This window comes from Nocardia sp. NPDC057440, assembly GCF_042802915.1.
In the GTDB taxonomy this organism is placed as follows: Bacteria; Actinomycetota; Actinomycetes; order Mycobacteriales; family Mycobacteriaceae; genus Nocardia.
Map to the genome: position 1 here is coordinate 282,756 of NZ_JBHVDF010000001.1, position 19,734 is coordinate 302,489.

Annotated in this window: 15 protein-coding genes; 9 read left to right on the top strand and 6 right to left on the bottom strand. The window is 65.4% G+C overall.

The window, feature by feature from the left end:
- The first annotated feature begins 18 nt into the window (after positions 1-18).
- Positions 19-1,677, top strand: coding sequence for an ABC-F family ATP-binding cassette domain-containing protein (locus ACFU4Z_RS01375; RefSeq protein ID WP_379059291.1), 1,659 nt, complete (start codon positions 19-21; stop codon positions 1,675-1,677).
- 90 nt (positions 1,678-1,767) lie between these two features.
- On the opposite strand, the gene glmM is transcribed toward ACFU4Z_RS01375, so the two are convergent.
- The 5 genes from glmM to ACFU4Z_RS01400 all read right to left on the bottom strand — a co-directional run bounded on the left by glmM (position 1,768) and on the right by ACFU4Z_RS01400 (position 8,752).
- Positions 1,768-3,144 carry a phosphoglucosamine mutase gene (glmM, locus tag ACFU4Z_RS01380; protein ID WP_379058665.1) on the bottom strand — a complete coding sequence of 459 codons (1,377 nt, stop codon included), beginning with the start codon at positions 3,142-3,144 and terminating at the stop codon, positions 1,768-1,770.
- 220 nt (positions 3,145-3,364) lie between these two features.
- Positions 3,365-3,880 carry a 30S ribosomal protein S9 gene (gene rpsI / locus ACFU4Z_RS01385; protein ID WP_379058668.1) on the bottom strand — a complete coding sequence of 172 codons (516 nt, stop codon included), beginning with the start codon at positions 3,878-3,880 and terminating at the stop codon, positions 3,365-3,367.
- Positions 3,877-4,320 (bottom strand): 50S ribosomal protein L13, encoded by a 444-nt coding sequence (gene rplM, locus ACFU4Z_RS01390; RefSeq protein WP_366529262.1) that lies wholly within the window; start codon positions 4,318-4,320, stop codon positions 3,877-3,879. The genes rpsI and rplM overlap by 4 nt, the downstream gene beginning before the upstream one ends.
- Positions 4,321-4,464: 144 nt before the next feature.
- A complete protein-coding gene (locus ACFU4Z_RS01395; protein WP_379058672.1) occupies positions 4,465-6,216 on the bottom strand; it encodes a hypothetical protein in 1,752 nt (583 codons plus the stop codon).
- Between the two features lie 64 nt (positions 6,217-6,280).
- Positions 6,281-8,752, bottom strand: a complete 2,472-nt coding sequence (locus tag ACFU4Z_RS01400) for an FHA domain-containing protein (RefSeq protein ID WP_379058675.1) — start codon at positions 8,750-8,752, stop codon at positions 6,281-6,283.
- Positions 8,753-8,906: 154 nt separating this feature from the next.
- Here ACFU4Z_RS01400 and ACFU4Z_RS01405 point away from each other — a divergent pair, with 154 nt between their 5' ends.
- On the top strand, positions 8,907-10,304 hold the full coding sequence (locus tag ACFU4Z_RS01405; protein WP_379058678.1) for a metallopeptidase: 1,398 nt from the start codon (positions 8,907-8,909) through the stop codon (positions 10,302-10,304).
- Between the two features lie 51 nt (positions 10,305-10,355).
- Here the strand turns inward: ACFU4Z_RS01405 and ACFU4Z_RS01410 are convergent, their stop codons facing one another.
- Positions 10,356-11,675, bottom strand: a complete 1,320-nt coding sequence (locus ACFU4Z_RS01410; protein ID WP_379058680.1) for an FHA domain-containing protein — start codon at positions 11,673-11,675, stop codon at positions 10,356-10,358.
- Between the two features lie 145 nt (positions 11,676-11,820).
- On the opposite strand from ACFU4Z_RS01410, the gene ACFU4Z_RS01415 reads away from it, so the two are divergent.
- From ACFU4Z_RS01415 to ACFU4Z_RS01445, 7 genes are all read left to right on the top strand, one after another.
- Entirely contained in the window at positions 11,821-13,023 is a 1,203-nt protein-coding gene (locus ACFU4Z_RS01415; protein ID WP_379058682.1) for a hypothetical protein, read from the top strand.
- Positions 13,024-13,185: 162 nt separating this feature from the next.
- Positions 13,186-14,391 (top strand): hypothetical protein, encoded by a 1,206-nt coding sequence (locus ACFU4Z_RS01420; protein ID WP_379058685.1) that lies wholly within the window; start codon positions 13,186-13,188, stop codon positions 14,389-14,391.
- 37 nt (positions 14,392-14,428) lie between these two features.
- A complete protein-coding gene (locus ACFU4Z_RS01425) occupies positions 14,429-15,595 on the top strand; it encodes a hypothetical protein (RefSeq protein WP_379058688.1) in 1,167 nt (388 codons plus the stop codon).
- Positions 15,596-16,852, top strand: a complete 1,257-nt coding sequence (locus tag ACFU4Z_RS01430) for a hypothetical protein (protein WP_379058691.1) — start codon at positions 15,596-15,598, stop codon at positions 16,850-16,852. It begins immediately after the preceding gene.
- A 150-nt stretch (positions 16,853-17,002) separates the two neighbouring features.
- Positions 17,003-18,580 (top strand): serine/threonine-protein kinase, encoded by a 1,578-nt coding sequence (locus ACFU4Z_RS01435; RefSeq protein WP_379058694.1) that lies wholly within the window; start codon positions 17,003-17,005, stop codon positions 18,578-18,580.
- A 412-nt stretch (positions 18,581-18,992) separates the two neighbouring features.
- Positions 18,993-19,328: a WXG100 family type VII secretion target gene (locus ACFU4Z_RS01440; RefSeq protein WP_328409355.1), complete on the top strand. Its 336-nt coding sequence runs from the start codon at positions 18,993-18,995 to the stop codon at positions 19,326-19,328.
- 30 nt (positions 19,329-19,358) lie between these two features.
- The gene (locus ACFU4Z_RS01445; protein ID WP_379058698.1) at positions 19,359-19,658 is read left to right on the top strand and encodes a WXG100 family type VII secretion target; all 300 of its coding nucleotides are present in this window, start codon (positions 19,359-19,361) and stop codon (positions 19,656-19,658) included.
- The last annotated feature ends 76 nt before the right edge of the window (positions 19,659-19,734 follow it).

Consider the following 19,734-nt stretch of genomic DNA (forward strand, 5'->3'; position numbering starts at 1 on the left):
AAGCGGGCACGGCAGACTATGCAGGTGAGCACCACTCTGCATGCGCGCGGACTGTCCGCGGGCCACGGCGAACGCACCCTGTTCGAAGACCTGGATCTCACCCTGGCACCCGGCGACGTGATCGGTTTGGTCGGGGTGAACGGCGCAGGCAAGTCGACGCTGCTGCGCATGCTGGCCGACCGAACCAGCGCCACCGGCAGCATCACGCTGAGCCCGCCCGATGCCACCATTGGATACCTGGCGCAGGAACCCGAACGCGTCCCCGGCGAGACCGTGCTCGAATTCCTCGGCCGCCGTACCGGAGTCACCGCGGCGCAACGCGCGATGGATTCCGCCGCCGAGCGTCTTGCCGACGGCGGTGCGGACGACTACACGCCCGCCTTGGAGCGCTGGCTTGCGCTCGGCGGCGCCGACCTCGATCAGCGCGCCGAGGAAGTCGCTGCCGACCTCGGCCTTGCCGACAGCCTCGCGAGCGGCCTCGACACCCCCATGACCGGACTCTCCGGCGGCCAGGCGGCGCGGGCCGGACTCGCCTCGGTGTTGTTGTCCCGCTTCGACATTCTGCTGCTCGACGAACCGACCAACGACTTGGACCTGGACGGACTAGCGCGACTGGAGCAGTTCGTGACCGGCGTGCGCGAACCGCTCATGGTGATCAGCCACGACCGGGAGTTCTTGGCGCGCACGGTGAATCGGATCATCGAGCTCGATCTCGCGCAGCAGCAGGTCGGTGACTACGACGGCAGCTACGAGTCGTATCTGATGGAGCGCGAGATCGCCCGCCAGCACGCCCGCGAGGCCTACGACGACTACGCGGACACCAAGTCCGGTCTCGAGGCCAGGGCACAGATGCAGCGCAACTGGCTCGAGCACGGCGTCCGCAACGCCCGCCGCAAGACGCGCGACCCGAAGAAGGTCGACTCCGACAAAGCGGGCCGCAAGATGCGCGCCGAATCCACCGAGAAGCAGGCCGCCAAGGCCCGCCAAACCCAGCGCCGCATCGAGCGACTGGACGTGGTGGAAGAGCCACGCAAGGAATGGGAGCTGCGGATGGAGATCGCCGCGGCGCCCCGCAGCGGATCGGTGGTCGCCACCCTGTCGAACGCGACCCTCACGCGCGGCGATTTCACACTGGGTCCGATTACCACGCAGGTGGATTGGGCCGATCGCATCGTGTTGACCGGCGCGAATGGATCCGGCAAGTCGACGCTGCTCGCGCTGCTACTGGGAAAGCTCCAGCCGGATAACGGAACTGCCGCACTCGGGTCCGGTGTCGAGATCGGTGAGGTCGACCAGGCTCGCGGCCTGTTCCGCGGAAACACCCCGCTGGCAGAGACTTTCGGTATCGAGATGCCCGATTGGCCGGACGCGGAGGTCCGCACCCTGCTCGCCAAGTTCGGCCTGCGCGGCGCGCACGTGACGCGTGCCTGCGAAACCCTCTCCCCTGGCGAACGCACGCGCGCCGCACTGGCGCTGCTGCAAGCCCGCGGCGTCAACCTGCTGGTCCTCGACGAGCCGACCAACCACCTCGACCTGCCCGCTATCGAACAACTGGAGCAGGCCGTCGAATCCTTCACCGGCACCATGCTGCTCGTCACCCACGACCGCCGCATGCTGGACTCGGTCCACTCCACCCGCCGCTGGCGCATGGACAACGGTCGACTCACCGAGGACTGACCGGCAGCGGTTACGGCTTGCCGACCGCCCCGGTGCGCGAGGAATCGATGCGCCGATGATGCGGACCTCCGAGTACGACGCAGGCCGATATCAGACGGAGGCTACTCGCTTCGCGAGATCGTCGGCGAGCTGCTGCGCTCGGACCGGATCGGTGGCCTCGACCATCACCCGGACAAGTGATTCGGTGCCGCTGGGACGCAACAGGACTCGCCCGGAGTCGCCGAGCACCCGCTCGGCCTCCAGCACCGCCTCGCGGACCTCGGCCGCGTTGGCGACGAGCGACTTGTCGGCGACCGGGACGTTGATCAGAACCTGCGGCACCGTGTGGATCACCGACGCCAGGTCGGCGAGAGTGCGGCGGGTCCGCGCCATCCGCGCCATCAGTTTCAGCCCGGTCAGGATTCCGTCGCCGGTGGTGCCGAAGTCGGGGAAGACCACGTGGCCGGACTGTTCGCCGCCGAGGTTGAACCCGCCACGGCGCAATTCTTCCAAGACGTAGCGGTCCCCTACCGCGGTGGTGCGCAGGGTGATTCCGGCCTCGCGCATGGCGATGTGCAGACCGAGGTTGCTCATGACGGTGGCGACGAGAGTGTCCTCGACCAGCTCACCCGCCTCGTGCATGGCAAGGGCCAGGATCGCCAGGATGGCGTCGCCGTCCACGACCGCGCCGTCGGCATCGACGGCCAGGGTGCGATCCGCGTCGCCGTCATGCGCGATGCCGAGATCCGCGCCGTGCTCACGCACCGCACGGCTGACCTGGTCCAGGTGCGTCGATCCACAACCGTCATTGATGTTCAGGCCGTCGGGTTCGGCGTTGATGGCGATCACCGTCGCCCCCGCCTCGCGGTAGGCGGCCGGACCCACTTCGGAGGCCGCACCGTGGGCGCAGTCCACCACGACGGTCAGCCCGGACAGATCCTGCCCGGTCGCCTCGACCAGATGCTCGACGTAGCGTTCGTGGGTGCCCGCCACGCTGTATTGATCGGGAATGACCAGACCATGATCACGCGCGCCGGACGCGTTGATCACCCGTCCGATAGCGGCGCCGGTCGGGCGCACCGGCGCCGCCTCGGCGATCAGCGCTTCGATCCGGTCCTCGATCGCGTCGTCGAGCTTGTGCCCGCCCGCGGCGAAGATCTTGATTCCATTGTCCGGCATGGGATTGTGCGAGGCGGAGATCATCACGCCGAGGCACGCGTCGTATAGGCCGGTGAGATAGGCGACGGCGGGTGTCGGAAGCACACCTACCGCAAGCACATTCACGCCCGCGGCGGTCAGGCCCGCGGTCACCGCGGCCTCCAGCATCTCGCCGCTGGCGCGCGGATCACGGCCGACCACTGCGAGCGCGCGCTTCTTGCCGCGACTCAGGATCTGCGCGGCCGCACCGGAAATCTGCAGTGCCAGTTCCGGACTCAACGACTCGTTGGCGAGCCCGCGGACTCCGTCGGTGCCGAACAAACGTCCCATGCCTCGCCCCTCAGCGGTTGCTCCGCGGCGTACGCGACGGGCCCCGGATTCGGCAGCCTGTGTCACCGCGCCGGGCCCCGCAAACGCCGCAAGTTGTTGATACAGCACGAGAGCAGGCGCCCAGCCGTGCTGGAAGCCTGCTCTCGCACAGGTGCCGCGCCGACCGTACCGTCTCCGACACAACCAGGATGGCGGAAGACGGCGGCCGACGTGACCGAAATCAGCGCTTCGAGTACTGAGGCGCCTTACGGGCCTTCTTCAGACCGTACTTCTTGCGCTCGACGGCACGCGGGTCACGCGTGAGGAAGCCGGCCCGCTTGAGGGCGGGACGATCGTCCGGGGTGACCTCGATCAGCGCGCGGGCGATCGCCAGACGCAGTGCACCGGCCTGACCCGAGGGGCCACCACCGACGAGGCGAGCGAAGATATCGAAGGACTCCGACCGCTCGACGGTCACCAGCGGCGACTTGACCAGCTGCTGGTGCACCTTGTTCGGGAAGTAATCCTCGATGGTGCGGCCGTTGAGCACGAAGTTGCCGGAACCCGGCACCAGACGCACGCGAACCACGGCCTCCTTGCGACGGCCGACGGTCTGCACCGGACGGTCGATCACGATCGGGGCGAAGGTGGCGGGCTCGGCCTCGTAGCCGTATTCCTCGTCGACGACCTCGACGTTGCCGTCTTCGGCAACGGTCTCCTCGGCGAATTCTTCGGTGTATTCCTCGGGCGCGGTCACTGGGCCACCTGCTTGATCTCGAACGGAATGGGCTGCTGAGCGGCATGCGGATGCGTCGGGCCCGCGTAGACCTTCAGCTTGCTCGCGATGGCGTTACCGAGCTTGTTCTTCGGGATCATGCCCTTGATGGCCTTCTCCACGAGACGGTCGGGGCGGGTGTCCAACACCTGACCGACAGTGCGCGACTTGAGGCCGCCCGGGTGCCCGGAGTGGTGGTGGATCAGCTTGTCCGCCTTCTTGTTGCCGCTGATGGCAACCTTCTCGGCGTTGATGATGATGACGAAGTCGCCACCGTCGAAGTTCGGAGCGTAGGTCGGCTTGGTCTTGCCACGCAGCAGATTCGCTGCCTGGACCGAAAGACGGCCGAGCACTACGTCAGTGGCATCGATGACGTACCACTTGCGGGTCACGTCACCAGCCTTGGGGCTGTACGTAGGCACAGTGCTTCCCTGTCTGTAGTCGGTGTTGCCGGCCAAGCGTGCGGTCGAGGCGATTCCGGCGGCCGGTGGAGACCCGGACCTCGACGAACATTCCACACGCCAACGGGCCACGATACCAGCCGGGGTAGCGCGAACCGAAACCGGTCAGATCGTGATGGGCGGACCGGGGTCGCTGATGCCCGGCTGGCCGGGCACCACGAAACGCAGGGTGTCGATGCTCGGTTGTGCGCAGTCCGGTTCGTCGGCGTCCACCGCCGCGCCGCCGCTCTCCAGTCCACGCGCCGAGGCGATGCCCTGCCGGTGCTCGTTGGTGATCTGCGGGGTAGACGTGCAGGGAGCCGATGCGAGCACCGCCGGACCGGCCTGCTCACCGTCGGACGACATGGCCACGACAGCCAGCGCCAGCGCGCCGAGCACCACGTTCGCGCCGAACAGGTTGTCTTTGAGCTTGTTCCATCGCTTGCCCTTGCGCGGTTTGCCGTCATCGTCCAATTCGGGCGGCGGCTGCTGCCACTGCCCGGGCTGGACCTGCTCCGGGCCGGTCTGCGGTGACACGTACGGGTGACGCGGACCCAGCGGCGGCACCTGGGCGCCGGGTCCCGCGTTGGGCGGCGGCGTTGGTGACGGCGGCGCGCCCTGCGGCCGCTGTTCCTCGGGCTGCTGGCCGGGCGGTCTGGTGAAACGACTGCCCAGCTCGGCCAGCCCCGGCGGCAGTCCGCGGGGAACCTCCTCGAACGGGACCCGGGTGGTCACGTCTTCGCTCGGATCCCGCGACCCGGCGGTCGGGTACCCGGCTCCGTACTGCACGACCGCGTCCCGTCCTGGCTGCGACTGGTCGGGACGGCCATGCATCGCCTCGTCCTGACGCTGCGCCGGTTCGGGTTGCCGCTGCGGCGCCTCCGCCTGATGTTGCGGCGCAACAGCCTGCTGCTGAGCCGCTTCGGCCTGATACTGCGCGGATTGCACCGGAGGTGGCCCCGATAGCTGTGGCGCGGCCTGCCGTTGTGGGCCTGGTTCCGCGTGCCTGCCCGCCGATTCCGGCTCCCCGTTTTCGTTGTCGGTAGCCAGCAGGTGCGCGGCGCCGAGCACCAGCGCGTGCATCGGATGATCGGCCACCTGCAATCGGTGCCCGAGATGATTCTGGAAGGCCAGCCGCAGCGCGTCGTTGAAGCACACATTCCCCGACAGCAGCACCGTCGAGGTGTCCGCGCCGATGGAGCGGGCCGCTGCCATCACCTCGATCACCACGTTGTCGGCGGAGCGGGCGTCACGCATCGATTCCGCGTTGACCATCACGTCGACCGATTCGGTCGGCTGCTCGTCATCGCCGTGCACCGCGACAACCAGCATGGTCCTGCCGTCGGAGTACACGCCGGTGGCGCCGATACCGAGCGGGTTGCGCTCGTCGGGCGCGCGGACCAGCCCGAGCGCACGCACGTACCCCGACAGCGCGACACTCTCCGGCAGCGGCTCGACGGTGACGTCGAGCTGTTCGACCAGCTCGGCGAACACCTCGACCTTCTCGTCTGGCCAGCCGTCCGGGAAGGGCAGGGCCACCACGTCGGGCTTACCGCGCAGGTATTTACCGACGGCCGCGAGCGGGTTGTACATGCGCGCCCGCATCACCAGTTCCGCGGGCCAGGTCGCGCCCGCGATCACGATCTGCGGATGACCGAGGATGTCGCGCACGTCGGCGATGGCCATCCCTAGATCTGGTCGCTGCCGCTCCACCCCGGCGGTGTGCAACCGCCCCGACGCATCCGCCAGCAGATACGCGGGCGGCGTATACGTACCTTCCACCTGCACCGGGCGGATCGGCGTGCCACCGCCGCCCGCAGCCACGGACACCACATCCCAACCGAGATGTACCGCCCCTACTCGCACCGTCACAGGCATAAGTGTGCCTGGTGCGCGTCCGACACGCTCGGCGCGTCGGCGCCGACTCGGGTACCGGCGGGATTCACGCCGCCGACTTCTTCAGCCGCAGCCTGCGCCAGGTGAAGATCGCCAGGACCAACGTGATCGCCACAAGCATCGCGACGTCCAATCCCCAGATGTCGGACTTGTGCTGCCAGAGCGTGTCCGGTTGCGCGTTGAGGAAGACCTCGCGAACATTCACCGTCGACGCCCCAGCGGCATACCCCCAGCGGGCCGGGAAAAGCCACGACAGCTGCTCGAGCACGACGCGGCCGGTGACCGGGATCAGGCCGCCCGCCATCACGAGCTGAGCCATGATCATCACCACGAGCATCGGCATCACCTGCTCGTTCGACCTGGCCAGGCTGGAGAGCAGCAGGCCGAAGACCACACAGCAGACCGCCGTCAACGAGATATCGATGTACAGCTCGGCGCTGCCGTTGGAGATCACCGAACCCTCGGCGGGCGCCTTCTTACCGGCGAGGGTGATGCCGACGAGCACAGCCGACTGCAGGAACGCCGTGGCGCTGAAAACGGCGATCTTCGCCATCAGGTACGCGGAGGGCTTCAGTCCGACCGCGCGCTCGCGGAAGAAGATGGTGCGCTCGCCGACCAGGTCGCGCACGGTGAGCGTGGAACCCATGAAGCAGGCGCCGAGGATGAGCACCACCAGCAGCTGCTGGGTCTCGCTGCCGCCGGTCGGGGCGAAGGTGCCGTCCGGCAACGCGGCGAGCGCGCCGCGCTGGAAGCCGTTCTGGCCGGGCACCACCAGCGACAGCACACCGAGAATGAAGGGCAGGATCACCAGGAACGCCAGATATCCGCGATCGGCGAAGATCAGGCGCACCTGCCGTCGCGCCAAGGTGGAGAACTGTTTGCCACCACTGGATTGTGGTGGGCTGCCCACATGCCCGGTCTGCGCGGGCGGCGGTGGCGGGGGCACGGCCGCCTGTCTGGAGCGGTAGGCGGCGAACGCCTGGTCCGGGTTCGCAGCGACCTTGGCGAAGATCTCCGCCCAGTCACTGGTGCCGAGCGCGCCGCCGACCCCGGCCGGGTGGCCGCAGAAGGCCGTCTTGCCGCCCGGCGCCAGCAGCAGCACCTGATCGCACATGTCGAGGCAGGCCACCGAGTGGGTCACCACGATGACAACGCGACCGGCGTCGGCCAGCTCGCGCAGCATCACCATCACCTGGCGATCGAGAGCCGGGTCGAGACCCGAGGTCGGCTCGTCCAGGATCAGCAGCGACGGACCGGTCAGCAGTTCCAGCGCCACCGAGGCACGCTTGCGCTGACCGCCGGAAAGCCGGTCGACCCTGGTGTCGGCGTGCTCGGTGAGCGAAAGTTCTTTCAGCACACCGTCGATCACCTGCTGGCGATCGGCCTTGCTGTTGTCGGGCGGCAGGCGCAGTTCCGCGGCGTAGCCGAGCGCCTGACGCACGGTGAGCTGCCGATGCAGCACGTCGTCCTGCGGCACCATGCCGATGCGGGAACGCAACGCCTCGTACTCGGCGTGCAGGTTGCGCCCTTCGAAGGTGACTACACCGCCGGAGGGGTTGGTGGTGCCCGCGATCAGCTTGGACAGCGTCGACTTACCCGCGCCGGAGGGGCCGATCAGCGCGGTCAGCGTGCCGCGTCCGGCCTGCATATTGACATCGACGAGCAGCTGCTTGTTGCCCTCGACGGTGAACCCGACGCCGTGCACGTGCAGGCCCTGCTCGGCGACCGGCTTCTGCCGATGCACCAAAGTGCCCTGCTGGACGACGAAGTCGATATTGCCGATGGTGATAATGTCGCGCTCGCGCAGCACCGTGCGCTGCTCGCGGCGGCCGTTGACGAAGGTGCCGTTCGCCGAACCGAGGTCCTCGATCGTCAGCCCTTCCTTGGCTGCGACGAGGCGGGCATGCTTGCGCGAGGCCAGTGGATCGTTGACGACGATCTGGTTGTCGGTGGTGCGGCCGATGTCGAGGCCGCCGGGCGGCAGGCGGTCGCCGCGGGCGATCTGCGAGGTGGACGGTCTGGCCCGCAGCGGCGGCAGTGACGAGGTGTCGGCCCTGGTCGTCATATTGATATTGAGCTGCTGTGACGGCACGTTCTGCGGCAACTGCCCGGACGGCGGCACTTGCCCCGACGGGGGCGGTTGCCGATGGTGTTGCTGGTGGTGGCCCGGCGCCGCCGAGTGGGTGCGGGCTTGCCGGGGCGACGGGACAGCGGGAAGCAGATGCAGCAGTGGGCCGCTGATGGCATCACCGAGCCGAACCTGAGTCGGCCGATCGATCGGAACGGGCTGGCCGAGCCTGCGCGCATCCACGAAAACGCCGTTTGTGCTGCCGTTGTCGTTCAGCACCCAGGCACTCCCCTGCCAGGTCAGCGTCGCGTGCACTCGTGAGACGAGCGGGCTGTCGACGAACAGCGTCACTTCCGGCGCGCGGCCCATCGTGATCGGTTTGCTCGAATCGAAAACCCGTTCGGTTCCATCATGGCGCACGGTGATGGTCTGCGCCCCCGGTGAAGACATGCAGCGGATACTATTCCATCACCCGGACATCGGCGGTGCCCCCGATGCGCCATAACCCCGATCCGGCGACCGATGTGAACGTCTTTCCGGCCGACCAGGGGGAGCCTTGCCGAAACTCCAAGCGACCGCGCTCTTTACGGCCGTACTGTGCGCGGTGACGCTCTTGGTCGGCTGCACCCGCTCGGTGCAGGGCAGGGCGGTCTCGGTCTACGACGATCCATTCAAAGTGGCGGGGCTGCCGACCACCAGCGGACCGAGCGGACCGCGCGATGGCGTCCCCGATACCGACCTCGCGGCGACCAACGGCGACGGCAGCGCGACCGACACCCTCGCGCTCAACGCCGTCGACGATATTCAGACCTATTGGCGCGGCGAATTCGGCAGAGAATTCCAGGGCGAGTTCAAGCCGGTCGACAAGCTCATCTCCTGGAGCGCGAAAGCGCAGAAGAGTCAGGCTCCCGAGTTCTGTAAGGAAACCACTTATCACCTCGTGAACGCCGCGTACTGCCGACTGGACAACTCCATCGGCTGGGACCGTTCGGTGCTGCTGCCGACGATGGAGGAAACCTTCGGCAAGATGTCGGTGGTCATGGTGCTCGCCCACGAATACGGGCATGCGATCCAGAGCATGGCGAAAATCGTCGCGCCCAAGGATCCGGTGATCGTCAAGGAACAGCAGGCCGACTGCTTCGCAGGCGCGTTCATGCGGCATGTGGCCGAAGGCGGCGCCGCGCATTTCACCATCAACACCTCCGATGGCCTCAACTCGGTGCTCGCCGCGACGGTCGCGATCCGCGATGCCGACCCCGACGATCCGGAGAGCGTGCACGGCTCGGCATTCGAACGGGTCACCGCGGTGCAGGTCGGTTTCACCGACGGGCCCAAGGCCTGCAAGGCCATCGACATCAACGAGATCGCGCAGCGGCGCGGCAATCTGCCGCAGAGTTTCACCGGCGACCAGGGCCGCGGCGAATACCCGATCACCAAGGACAACCTGATCGAGCTGAGCAAGGCGCTCGCCGCGATCCTGCCGATCGAGCAGAGACCGACCTACAACTACTCCGGCGCGAAGATCGACTGCCGCGACGGCGTCACCACCGAACCCGTCTCCTACTGTCCCGCCGAGAACACCATCGCGACGGATATCCCCGAACTCGCGCAGCGCGGCACCTCCAACGCCGACATCGACAATCCGTTGCCATTGAAGGTGACCGGCGACTACAACGGCTACGTCGTCTTCATCTCCCGATACACCCTTGCCGTGCAGCAGAGCAACGGTCAGCAACTGGTCGGCGCCAAGACCGGATTGCGTGCGGCCTGCCTGTCCGGGGTGGTCACCGGGAAACTCGCCCAAGCGGGGCGTCCGATCTCACAGGGCGATATCACTCTCGCCGCAGGCGATCTCGACGAAGCAGTATCAGGACTGCTGACAGACGGACTGGCGGCAAGCGACGTCCAGGGCCAGACCGTGCGAAGTGGGTTCTCCCGTGTCGACGCGTTCCGCGCGGGCGTCATCAACGGCGAAAAGACCTGTATGTCGCGATATTCGTGACCACAGGGCCGAGCCGCTGACCGCTCAGGCGACCGGTCGACGCGCAGTGGACTAGCCGAAGGGCGGCGGGGCGGCGGGTTCGAATCGCAGGACGCGGTTGCCGATCAGGATCTCGGTGCCCGGCACCAGCACCAATGGCTGATTCGGCGGCAGCCGCACCCAGTCGCGGTAGCCGGGCAGGCGGGTGCGGGTGCCGTTGGTGGAACCCCGATCCACCACGGACACATCCCAATTCACCAGCATGATCTCGGCGTGCGCGCGGGACATGCCGCCGGAGAAGTCCTTTACCTCGAGCGGAATCAGGCCGCGCTGTGCCTGTTCGGAATGCTCGGGGTCACGCCCGAGCACGGCGTCCGCGGCCAGCATGTAGGTCATGCCGTCGTCGAGGATCAGCATGCCGAGCGGCGGACGAACCACCTCGATCAATTGCTGGGTCTGGTCGACCGGCATCCCGCACACGGTGCAGAACGCCGAGCGCGGATCGCTGGGATGAGCACGCGCACACTTGAATCCGAGCACTTTCACGGTGAGGACGGTGGCCTTGGCGGTGGCCTCCAGCCTGCGCTGCAGGTCCGGATCGGGTAGCGGCGCCGGGTTGGTGCCGCCTGCCTGAGTCGGCGCGTAGTGCGGGTCGATGTCGTGCTGATCCGGGAAGGCGTCGCCGCGCTGATCCTGGGCGGCATCGAGCATCGCCGTCGACGCCTGCGTTCCGGTCGGATATGGGTCCGCATCCGGTTCGGAGGCAGGCGCGGGCTCCGCATCGATGCGCGCGGTCGGCGGCGGGATGCGCCGATGGCCTGCGGCCGGTCCGACCCCACCGGACCTGCCGCGCACCGGATCCGACCAGACGATGGCTCCGCCCGCCTGTGCGATGCCCTCCACCAGCCAGCCGATCCCTCGCTCGGCGGGCAACTCGGGGACGCGCCCCTTGGCATCGTCGACGAACAGCGCGACCGCCCGTGCCGGGACGCTCGCGACGCGATCGACGGTGAAGGCCGCGTCGCTGCCTCGATATCGCTCGACTGTGCCGTCCCCGGCGAGCACCGCGGTGACCGAACCGTGCAGGAAAATCGCCACCCCTCCGGTCTCGGCCGCGCAGAGCACACCGAAATCGATCGGCTCTCCCGGGCTGATCTGTTCGGCGTGCTTCATCAACCAGCGGGTGGCCTGCCGCGCCACCAGCGCGCCCGGCCCGGCGGGCTGTTGCTCGGCGGCCGCACGAATGAGCTCGGCAAGGGACTCCATGGCAAGCACGGCAGGCGATTGCGGAGTCGGCTTGCCCGGCCCGCGATGGGCGACGACCACCACCGCGCCCTCGACCCTGGCGACCGCGTGAACTCCGGCGACGACCTCAACCTGCCGATCCTTCAACGGTATCGGCCCCCGACAGCTGTGGAGTGCGGGTTCGTCGTCACGACACCAGAGTATGGCAATACGAGCCGCAGGATCTATTGAACCTTCTGCGCGCGACTCCGGTAACTTCACAGGTACAAACGGGAGGAATGAGGGGCCTGTCATGGTTCGGATTTCGCGCATTGCGCTTGCCGCGGCCTGCATCGGGCTGGCGGGTGTCGTGACCGGATGCAGCGTGCCGGGGACACCGACCGCCGGCGAACCGGACGTCCGCAAGCTGGAGGTCGGCACCTACCAGGTCGACCGCCACAAGTACCCGCAGGACGCGGGCAGCAACGGGGCGGTGCTCGAGGGCATGCGGATGTCGGAGTTCGTAGTCCCGACCGTGCGGGTCGACCCGGTGCTCAACTACGGGCGCGGCAGCACTCTCATCGCCACCGCCGAGGATGCCATCGACTTCCTGGCCAACGTGTCCAAACCGATCCTGGAGAACCGCAAGATGATCGTCGGCTACGCCGCCATCGGCGCGGACCGGCCGGATCCGCCCGGTGAGAAGCGGCCGTCGCGGGAGGCCACCGCCGTCACCAATGTCGTGCTCCGCTTCCCCGACGAGGCCGCCGCGAAGCTCGCCGCCAGGGAGCTGGAGGACACCGATCTCGCGGTCTCCCCCGACAACCGACGGCTCGAGTCGACGAAATTCCCCGACTCCTATAACCATTGGCGCCCGGGAATTCCCACCATCGGCACCTTCATGGCCTACAAGGAATTCGTCATCTCGCTTTTCGTCCAGCGCCCGAAGGCCGACGGCCCCGACCTGTTGAGCTGGGTCGACAAGACCCTCGCCGCCCAGGTCCCCGCGCTGGACAAATTCCAGGCCACCCCGCAGAACAAGCTCGGCACCCTGAAGGTCGACCCCGACGGCCTACTGGCCAGAGTCGCGGTCACCGACCGCAAGGGTCACACCCCCGACGGCACCAGCTTCGCCATCTACGGAGCGAATTTCATGATCAGCTCCTCCGATGACGAAGGCGTCCGCAAACGTCTGATGGAGGAGACCGGTGTCGACCGCGTCGCCATCGTCGATGCCAGCTCCGTGACGCGTGTGCGCGATTCCGCCGCTGCCGAGAAACTCATCACCGGACTCATCGGCAGCGCAGGCAGTCAGTTCGACCCGATCGGCGCACCCAACGACGTCCCGGGCGCAAAATGCCTGGAGCTCAATAGCAAAGGCGATCCGGACCGCGAATACAAATACCGGTGCTATGTGCCGTACAAGCAGTACGTCGGCGTGGTGACCAGTGACAAGGAGCCCGACGTCCGGCAGAAGGTCGCGGCGCAATACGCGCTGCTCGCCAACAGTCTCTGATACCGGCGAACAGAGCTTCCGCTGAAAACTGATCTCGGTGCGGCACGCGCGAGTGAAGTAATATCCCGCGAGAGCTACCGAACGAGGGGTGGGTGTGACGCTGGCCGTCGTCCCGGACTGACGAACGGACGATGGCGAGGGATCTGCCGGGACGGGGGAAGTATGAAGTACAGAGGCGGGCTGGCGGCGCTGGTCATCGTGGTAGCTGTGGCGAGTGCTGGTTGCTCGACCAGCGTCTCGGGAAGCCCCGAGCCGGGCTTGACGCCGGTGGATCTTCCGTCATTGAAGGTAGGGGCGTACTCCCCCGAACCCACCGGATATGACGCGGAAATCAGCACTCCGGGCGAATTGCGCCTTGTAGAGGCGCGTCGGATGCTCAACTACCTGGTGCATCCGTCCGATATCGACAGTGACATCACGTTCCTCAGCGATGTGGAGCTGTTCTTCGATGGCGAACAGATGGTCACGTCGAATACATTTCCACCGCAGTATCGCCCTGCTGCTGTCGACAACAATCTGATCGCCGGCGCGTATGTTTCGCGAATCAACGGCGACCTCCGGCACCGGAAAAAGTTGATCATTTCCGTGCTACGGTTCCCCACCGAAGCTGCCGGCCGAAAAGCAACCGAAGAATTCGATCAGATCACCAACGCGGATCCCGGACGTCACCCGATTCCGATCGAGAACCGCCCGGACGCCAGGACATCATCAGCAGATGATATTACCGCCATCTCGTTCGTGTCACACGGCCCATATGTCATTCTGACTAATGCCGCGGTCCCGGAACCGAATCCAAGTTCCCTTTCGAGCACTATCGGGAAGACTATCGATCAACAGGTCGCCCGTTTGGATCAGCAGCAGCCGACGCCGCTGGATGATGTGCTGGACCTCCCCACTGATCCGGACAGCATCATGCGACGAGCGCTCCCCAAAGCGAAGGATTACAGCGATCCGTTCATCTTCGATCACGACTTCGGTCCGTACGAACCGTCCGGACAGCTTCATTTCGAGCGCAACCCTGTCGAAATCGGGAAAGCATTCGAGGAAAGCGGGGTCGATCTGGTCGGACGGCGCGCCGGGATCATTTATCGGACGCGCGATCTCGCTGCTGCGTTCCACCTGCAGAACGTGCTGGTCAAGGCCGGAAAGAATGATGAGGAGTTGGCCCCGCCGCCAGGGCTACCTGATGTCAGATGTTTGAAACTCGACTCGTCCGACCCATTCCGGTCGTATGACGATCTGTGCGCAGTGGTCTATGGACGGTACGTGGCCGTCGTGATATCGAAAGCGCCCTACTCTGCACGGTCGGATCCGGCACTTTACCAGCGAGCCGCGGCCCAGTACGCAATTCTGGCAAAGAGTGAGTGAGGCCGTGATGCGATCACGACATATCTGGTGCGTCATCATGACCGCCGCGATCGTTTTATCCGCAGGCTGCGGTGACAGTGACAATGATACAGCCACTCGCACCATCGACGCGGCTGCGCTGGATTCCGGCAACTACGCGACAGTTCCGCGAGATCTCGAAGCGAGCCGCACGGAGATATCGGGAGCACGCCAGGAAGCCATCCGAATCGGTAACGCAACCCCACTTCCCGCGGAGATAGACGGAAAGTTCGCCTTCAAAACAAGCATATACTGGGACCGGCGGATTACTCCCGGTGATCCCACGGCACTTCCGTCACTCAACAGCAGAGACTTCAATGACCTCACCCCCGGTTTCATCGCCGGCTGGTACTCGCGTGGCCAGCGTCGCGAACAAGTCGGCCTCGGTACTGGATTAGATCTGTACACCTTGCGATTCGAAAATACCGCTCTCGCCCAGGCAGCTGCCGCACGAATCGCGGATCGCCAGCAAGAGTCTTCCCCCGGTGAGTCCATCAAAATTCCGGCACGACCCGACGCCCGCGCGAAATGGAATCCGAAAAGTCGATATCTCGATTCGCAATTGGTAGACGGTCCCATCCTCCTGCTCGTTCACGTCGACGATCCGGTGAGCGAACCTGTGGACACGGCACGGCTCGTCGACCTGACAGAACAAACCTTCAGTAAGCAGATCGAAGGATTGAAGGGCTATACGCCTACCCCCGTCGATCAACTCCGATCGCTACCACTCGACGTCGAAGGCCTGCTCAGCCGCACCCTGCCGCTGGACGACCAAGGGAAGCCCACCGACCGCGGTGATCTGTCGATGGTGGTGCCAAGGCAGGCAGCGCTACACACCGATCACTACCCCAATCTCACCAAGGCCGCCTTCGACGACGCGGGCGTCGATCTGGTCGCTTTTTCCGGCGGCCAGCTCTATCGAACCCGGGATACCGAAAGCCCGGAGCGTTTGATCGCCGCTTTTATTGATCAGGAAGCCAAGGGCTACAAGGCAATCGATAGTCCACCACACATGCCCGGGGTGAAGTGTTTCGACACCAAGGATCCGAAAACGAGCAAGGACCGCTATTCGCCGGTGTGCTATTTCGGATATGACCGATACGCCGCGCGGGTGCAGACCAGCAGCGTGCAGCAGCTCTATCAGCGGACTGCGGCTCAGTACAAGCTGCTTGCCTACGGACACTAGATGAGAACTACGCGAACGAAGGGGAAGGGCGTGATGCTCGCCGTTGGATCGACGCCGGTTCGAGCCGTCGGAATCCTGCTCACGGCCGCGGCGCTGACGATCGGTATCGGCGCCTGTGGCACGGCGGTGACCGGAATGCCCACGCGAGTACCGTCCGACGTATCGAAGCTCGATGTCGGCAATTACCAGACAAAACCACGCGAGATCGGTAACGCGAGAAGCGACCGGCAGGCCCGTGCCCGCGAAGCACAGCGGTTGTCCGACTATGTCGCCCTGCCCTTCGAAGCCGATCCGTCCTATGTCGAGGACGCGTGGCTCAACCGTCCGCACGTCGTACTCAACCGAAAAACCCTGGGCAACCTCGTCATCAACGACACCTTCGATGATGTCGCGAAGGATTTGGTTGCCGGCTGGGTCAATGCCTGGCAGACCGGAGGCGAACCCGAGGCCAAGCGCCGCACCTTGAATGTCGCGGTGCTGATGTTCCCGGACGCGAAGACGGCATCGGCAGTCGGCCCGGCCCTCGAACACGACGACTTCACCTACAACCGCGACAACCAGCCGGTTCCGATCACCAAACATCCGAGCACGACGGCACATTGGCGGCCGGACATCTCCTCGATCGGCTCGTGGACCGTGCACGATCGGTACGTCATCTTCGTCAAGGTCGTCGACGACACCGCGGCTCCGGACCTCCCGGCCCTGACGAGCCAGGTCGAGCGGATGCTCGACGTGCAGATTCCACTGATCGACAAGTTCCGGCCGACACCCGCCGACGAGCTGAAACATGTCGCCCTCGATCCACAGGGTCTACTCGGGCGCACCCTGCCGAGCAATCCTGAATCGCCACTGCGCACCGAACCGGACGGCGTCTATACCGGCCGCGGCACACTGTCGCTGTTGCGGGCCGGTCCGTCCTCACTGACGGCTTTGGAACAGGGTGAAGTCGACCTCGTCGCGTTCGGCGACGCCGTGGTGTTTCGAAGCCGATCCGACAAGGGTGCGCGGACACTCTGGAAAGAGTGGCAGCCGTCCACCACCCTCGAGCCGAATCAACAGATGGTCGACTCCCCTTCCGCACTCGCACAGCAGGTCGAATGCTATGGCGAGATGGCCAAATCCGGTGAGACGCGGACCGTGGTCATGAATATCTGCAGCTTTCATGTCGACCGGTACCTCGTGCAGGCCTTCGGCAAACAGTTGCAGGACCTCCATCAAAAAATCTCCGCGCAATATGCCCTGATCACGAGTAGCTGAGGACGATCGCACGCGGCAAGGGCTTGCACCTGGTCGCCGCGGCCACGCTCGTCCGCACCTGGATGCAAGTCGAATACCCGGCGGTGACTTGCTAGATTCCTTCGGGAGGCTCGCGTGTTCGGGCTTTCGACATCATTGAGGGAGGACCGAATGGCGTTGCGGCCCGGCGCAATCGTTGGCGGCTACCGGGTGCTTCAGGTCCTCGGCGCGGGCGGAATGGGCACCGTGTACTTGGCGCAGAACCCGATCCTGCCCCGCCGTGACGCTTTGAAGGTGCTCAGCGCCGACCTGTCCACCGATGGTGAATTCCGCGCCCGGTTCGAGCGCGAGGCGAATCTGGCCGCAGGACTCGACCATCCGAATATCGTCGCGGTGTACAACCGTGGCGAAGAGGACGGTCAACTGTGGATCGCCATGCAGTATGTAGAGGGCACCGACGCCTCGGAGGAGGCGAAGAAGGGGCCCGCGGTCATGACCCCGCAGCGAGCACTGCGGATCGTGTCCGAGGTGGGCAAGGGACTCGACTACGCCCACCGGCGCGGACTGCTGCATCGCGATGTGAAGCCGGCCAATTTCTTGCTCTCCGCCGCGGAGGAAGACGACGACGAGCGGATCCTGCTGACCGACTTCGGTGTAGCGAAATCCTCCGATGACGGCCAAGACCTCACGGCGACAGGCAATTTCATGGCCACTGTCGCCTACGCGCCGCCTGAGCAATTGGTCGGGACCACTCTGAACCACCGCGCCGATATCTACAGTCTCGGCTGCTCCTTCTTCAAGCTACTGACCGGCCAGAACCCTTACCCGTCGACCATGCCCGCCGTGGTCATGATGGGGCACTTGCACGAGCCGCCACCGAAATTGAGTTCGGTTCGCCCCGGCCTGCCCGCCACGCTCGACGGCGTGATCGAAAAGGTGATGGCCAAGGACCCGGCGCACCGCTACGCCACCTGCCGGGAGTTCACCCAGGCGGCCGAAGCGGCCTTGTACGGCAACCAGTTCCGAGCGCCCGAGGCCGGTTACTCGACCGACACGCGAATGCCGCACCTCGCACCCGTCACCGATCCCCGCATTCTCATCACCGGACCTACCACCGATCCACGCGCGCCCCTCGCCGGATACGCCCCGCAGCAACGGGAAGACACCGACCAACGACTTGTCGCGACCACGCCGAACAGCCCCAAGCCATCGTTGGCTCGCCGATTTCTGGTGCCCGCGATCCTGGCCATCGTCGTCGTCGCCGTCGCGGCGGGCACTTTCTTCTTCACCAGCCGCGCGTCGGAGGCCGGCACCGACGGCGACCAGCTGGCTCTGGTCCGCAGCGCCAATCCGCAATTCGCGGGAAAAACGGTGACCGCCTTCAGTTTCGGCAATGCCACGCTCTCGGCGGCGCTCAACCCCAGCCAGCAAGCCAAATTCCTGCAGAACATCGGCTTCCAGTACAGCCCCAAGTACAAGGCGGTCGGCGACGAGAAGTCACCACGAGCCTTGTCGGTCAGTAGCTATTCCATCGACATTGATTCCGAAGTCGTCATCGTGCTGAGGTCCGACAGCGAGGCGAAGAACGGCGGCCTGCGCGGCCTGCCGAACTCCATACTGCAGAGTACGGCCAAGATCGTTGTAGTGGACGATCCCTCGACCGTGCAGGCTTTTCAAGTCTGGACCGATCAGTCCCAGAGCGCCCTCATCGACAAGATGGTCCCCACGATCGCGAAGATCGTAAAGTGAACCTGCACAACGCAGGACGCCCCTTGACGGGTCCCAGCCGAAGCACCGTTGGCCGCTCCGCCGCCTGATCGGTGATGGTAGCGCTCCAGCACGCCATTCGGTAGGGTGATGCCCAGCCAGCCCACTCGCCAGTTTCAGGTGGTAGCGAGCACAGGGGGAAGGAGGGGAGCAGAGCGCTGGCAGCGACCGATGCGACGGCACCGCGGTCGAGAACGTCCGGGGGGATCTCATCCAGGGCACTCTGGCCACGGTGCAGCCAGTCGACAACGCGCAGGGCGATGACACTCGATGACGGCCAACAGATTTTTCGAAATTCGATGGAACCGATCGAGCAGAGCACACGTCCAAACACTATGAACAGGTCAGCTGGCACCTGCAACGTTGATCATGAGAAGAAAGAGGAGGAGCCGCAATGGCGGAAGCAGGGCATCTCGATGCTAGTCCCGAGTTGATCGCGCAGAAGGCGAAGGAGTTTCAGGAGCAGCACAACAATCTGATGCTCGCCATCCGGCAGCTGAAGACCGACGAGGACAATGTCACCAACGGCGCCAACTGGAAGGGCCAGGCACGCGACGCGTTCAACGCGTTCATGGAGCGCTACTACTTCCAGGCCGACAAGCTCAACGACAAGCTGATGGAGACCTCGGAGAAGCTCATCAAGGCCGGCTCGTCGTTCGAAGATCAGGACACCGACTTCTCCCGGCAGGTTCAGGCTCAGGTATCCAGCCTCGACCTTCCCGCCGTCTAATTCGAAACTCGCAACAAAGGAGCCTGAAGAATGGCCGGTAGCTCGCAGAATATCTCCGCCAATTTCGACGGAGTCGCCGATGGAGCGCAGCAGATCATCAAGCGCGCCGAGGGTATTCGAGACGAATTGACCTCCTTCCACAAGAAGATCGAGGAATTCATCACGCAGAACTGGAAGGGTGCAGCGAACGATGCATTCGGCCAGATGCAGACCACCTGGAACCAGCATGTCGAACAGCTGAATGCGACGCTGGTCGGTGCCGGTCAGCTGGTCAGCAAGGGCAACTCCGAGCTGCAGGGCACGGATACCGCCCTGGCGAACCTCTTCTGACACTGAACGACTCAGACCATTCGTGCCCCCGGCAGGATTGCCGGGGGCACGAATGTTGTTCTGGGCCGGAAGTGTG

Bases quoted from the DNA above. Each gene is read 5' to 3' on its own strand.
- glmM (WP_379058665.1), bottom strand. From the start codon at position 3,144: ATGGGACGTTTGTTCGGCACCGACGGAGTCCGCGGGCTCGCCAACGAG.
- ACFU4Z_RS01420 (WP_379058685.1), top strand. From the start codon at position 13,186: ATGAAGTACAGAGGCGGGCTGGCGGCGCTGGTCATCGTGGTAGCTGTG.
- ACFU4Z_RS01445 (WP_379058698.1), top strand. From the start codon at position 19,359: ATGGCCGGTAGCTCGCAGAATATCTCCGCCAATTTCGACGGAGTCGCC.
- ACFU4Z_RS01415 (WP_379058682.1), top strand. From the start codon at position 11,821: ATGGTTCGGATTTCGCGCATTGCGCTTGCCGCGGCCTGCATCGGGCTG.
- ACFU4Z_RS01400 (WP_379058675.1), bottom strand. From the start codon at position 8,752: ATGTCTTCACCGGGGGCGCAGACCATCACCGTGCGCCATGATGGAACC.
- ACFU4Z_RS01435 (WP_379058694.1), top strand. From the start codon at position 17,003: ATGGCGTTGCGGCCCGGCGCAATCGTTGGCGGCTACCGGGTGCTTCAG.
- ACFU4Z_RS01440 (WP_328409355.1), top strand. From the start codon at position 18,993: ATGGCGGAAGCAGGGCATCTCGATGCTAGTCCCGAGTTGATCGCGCAG.
- ACFU4Z_RS01425 (WP_379058688.1), top strand. From the start codon at position 14,429: ATGACCGCCGCGATCGTTTTATCCGCAGGCTGCGGTGACAGTGACAAT.
- ACFU4Z_RS01395 (WP_379058672.1), bottom strand. From the start codon at position 6,216: ATGCCTGTGACGGTGCGAGTAGGGGCGGTACATCTCGGTTGGGATGTG.
- ACFU4Z_RS01430 (WP_379058691.1), top strand. From the start codon at position 15,596: ATGAGAACTACGCGAACGAAGGGGAAGGGCGTGATGCTCGCCGTTGGA.
- ACFU4Z_RS01375 (WP_379059291.1), top strand. From the start codon at position 19: ATGCAGGTGAGCACCACTCTGCATGCGCGCGGACTGTCCGCGGGCCAC.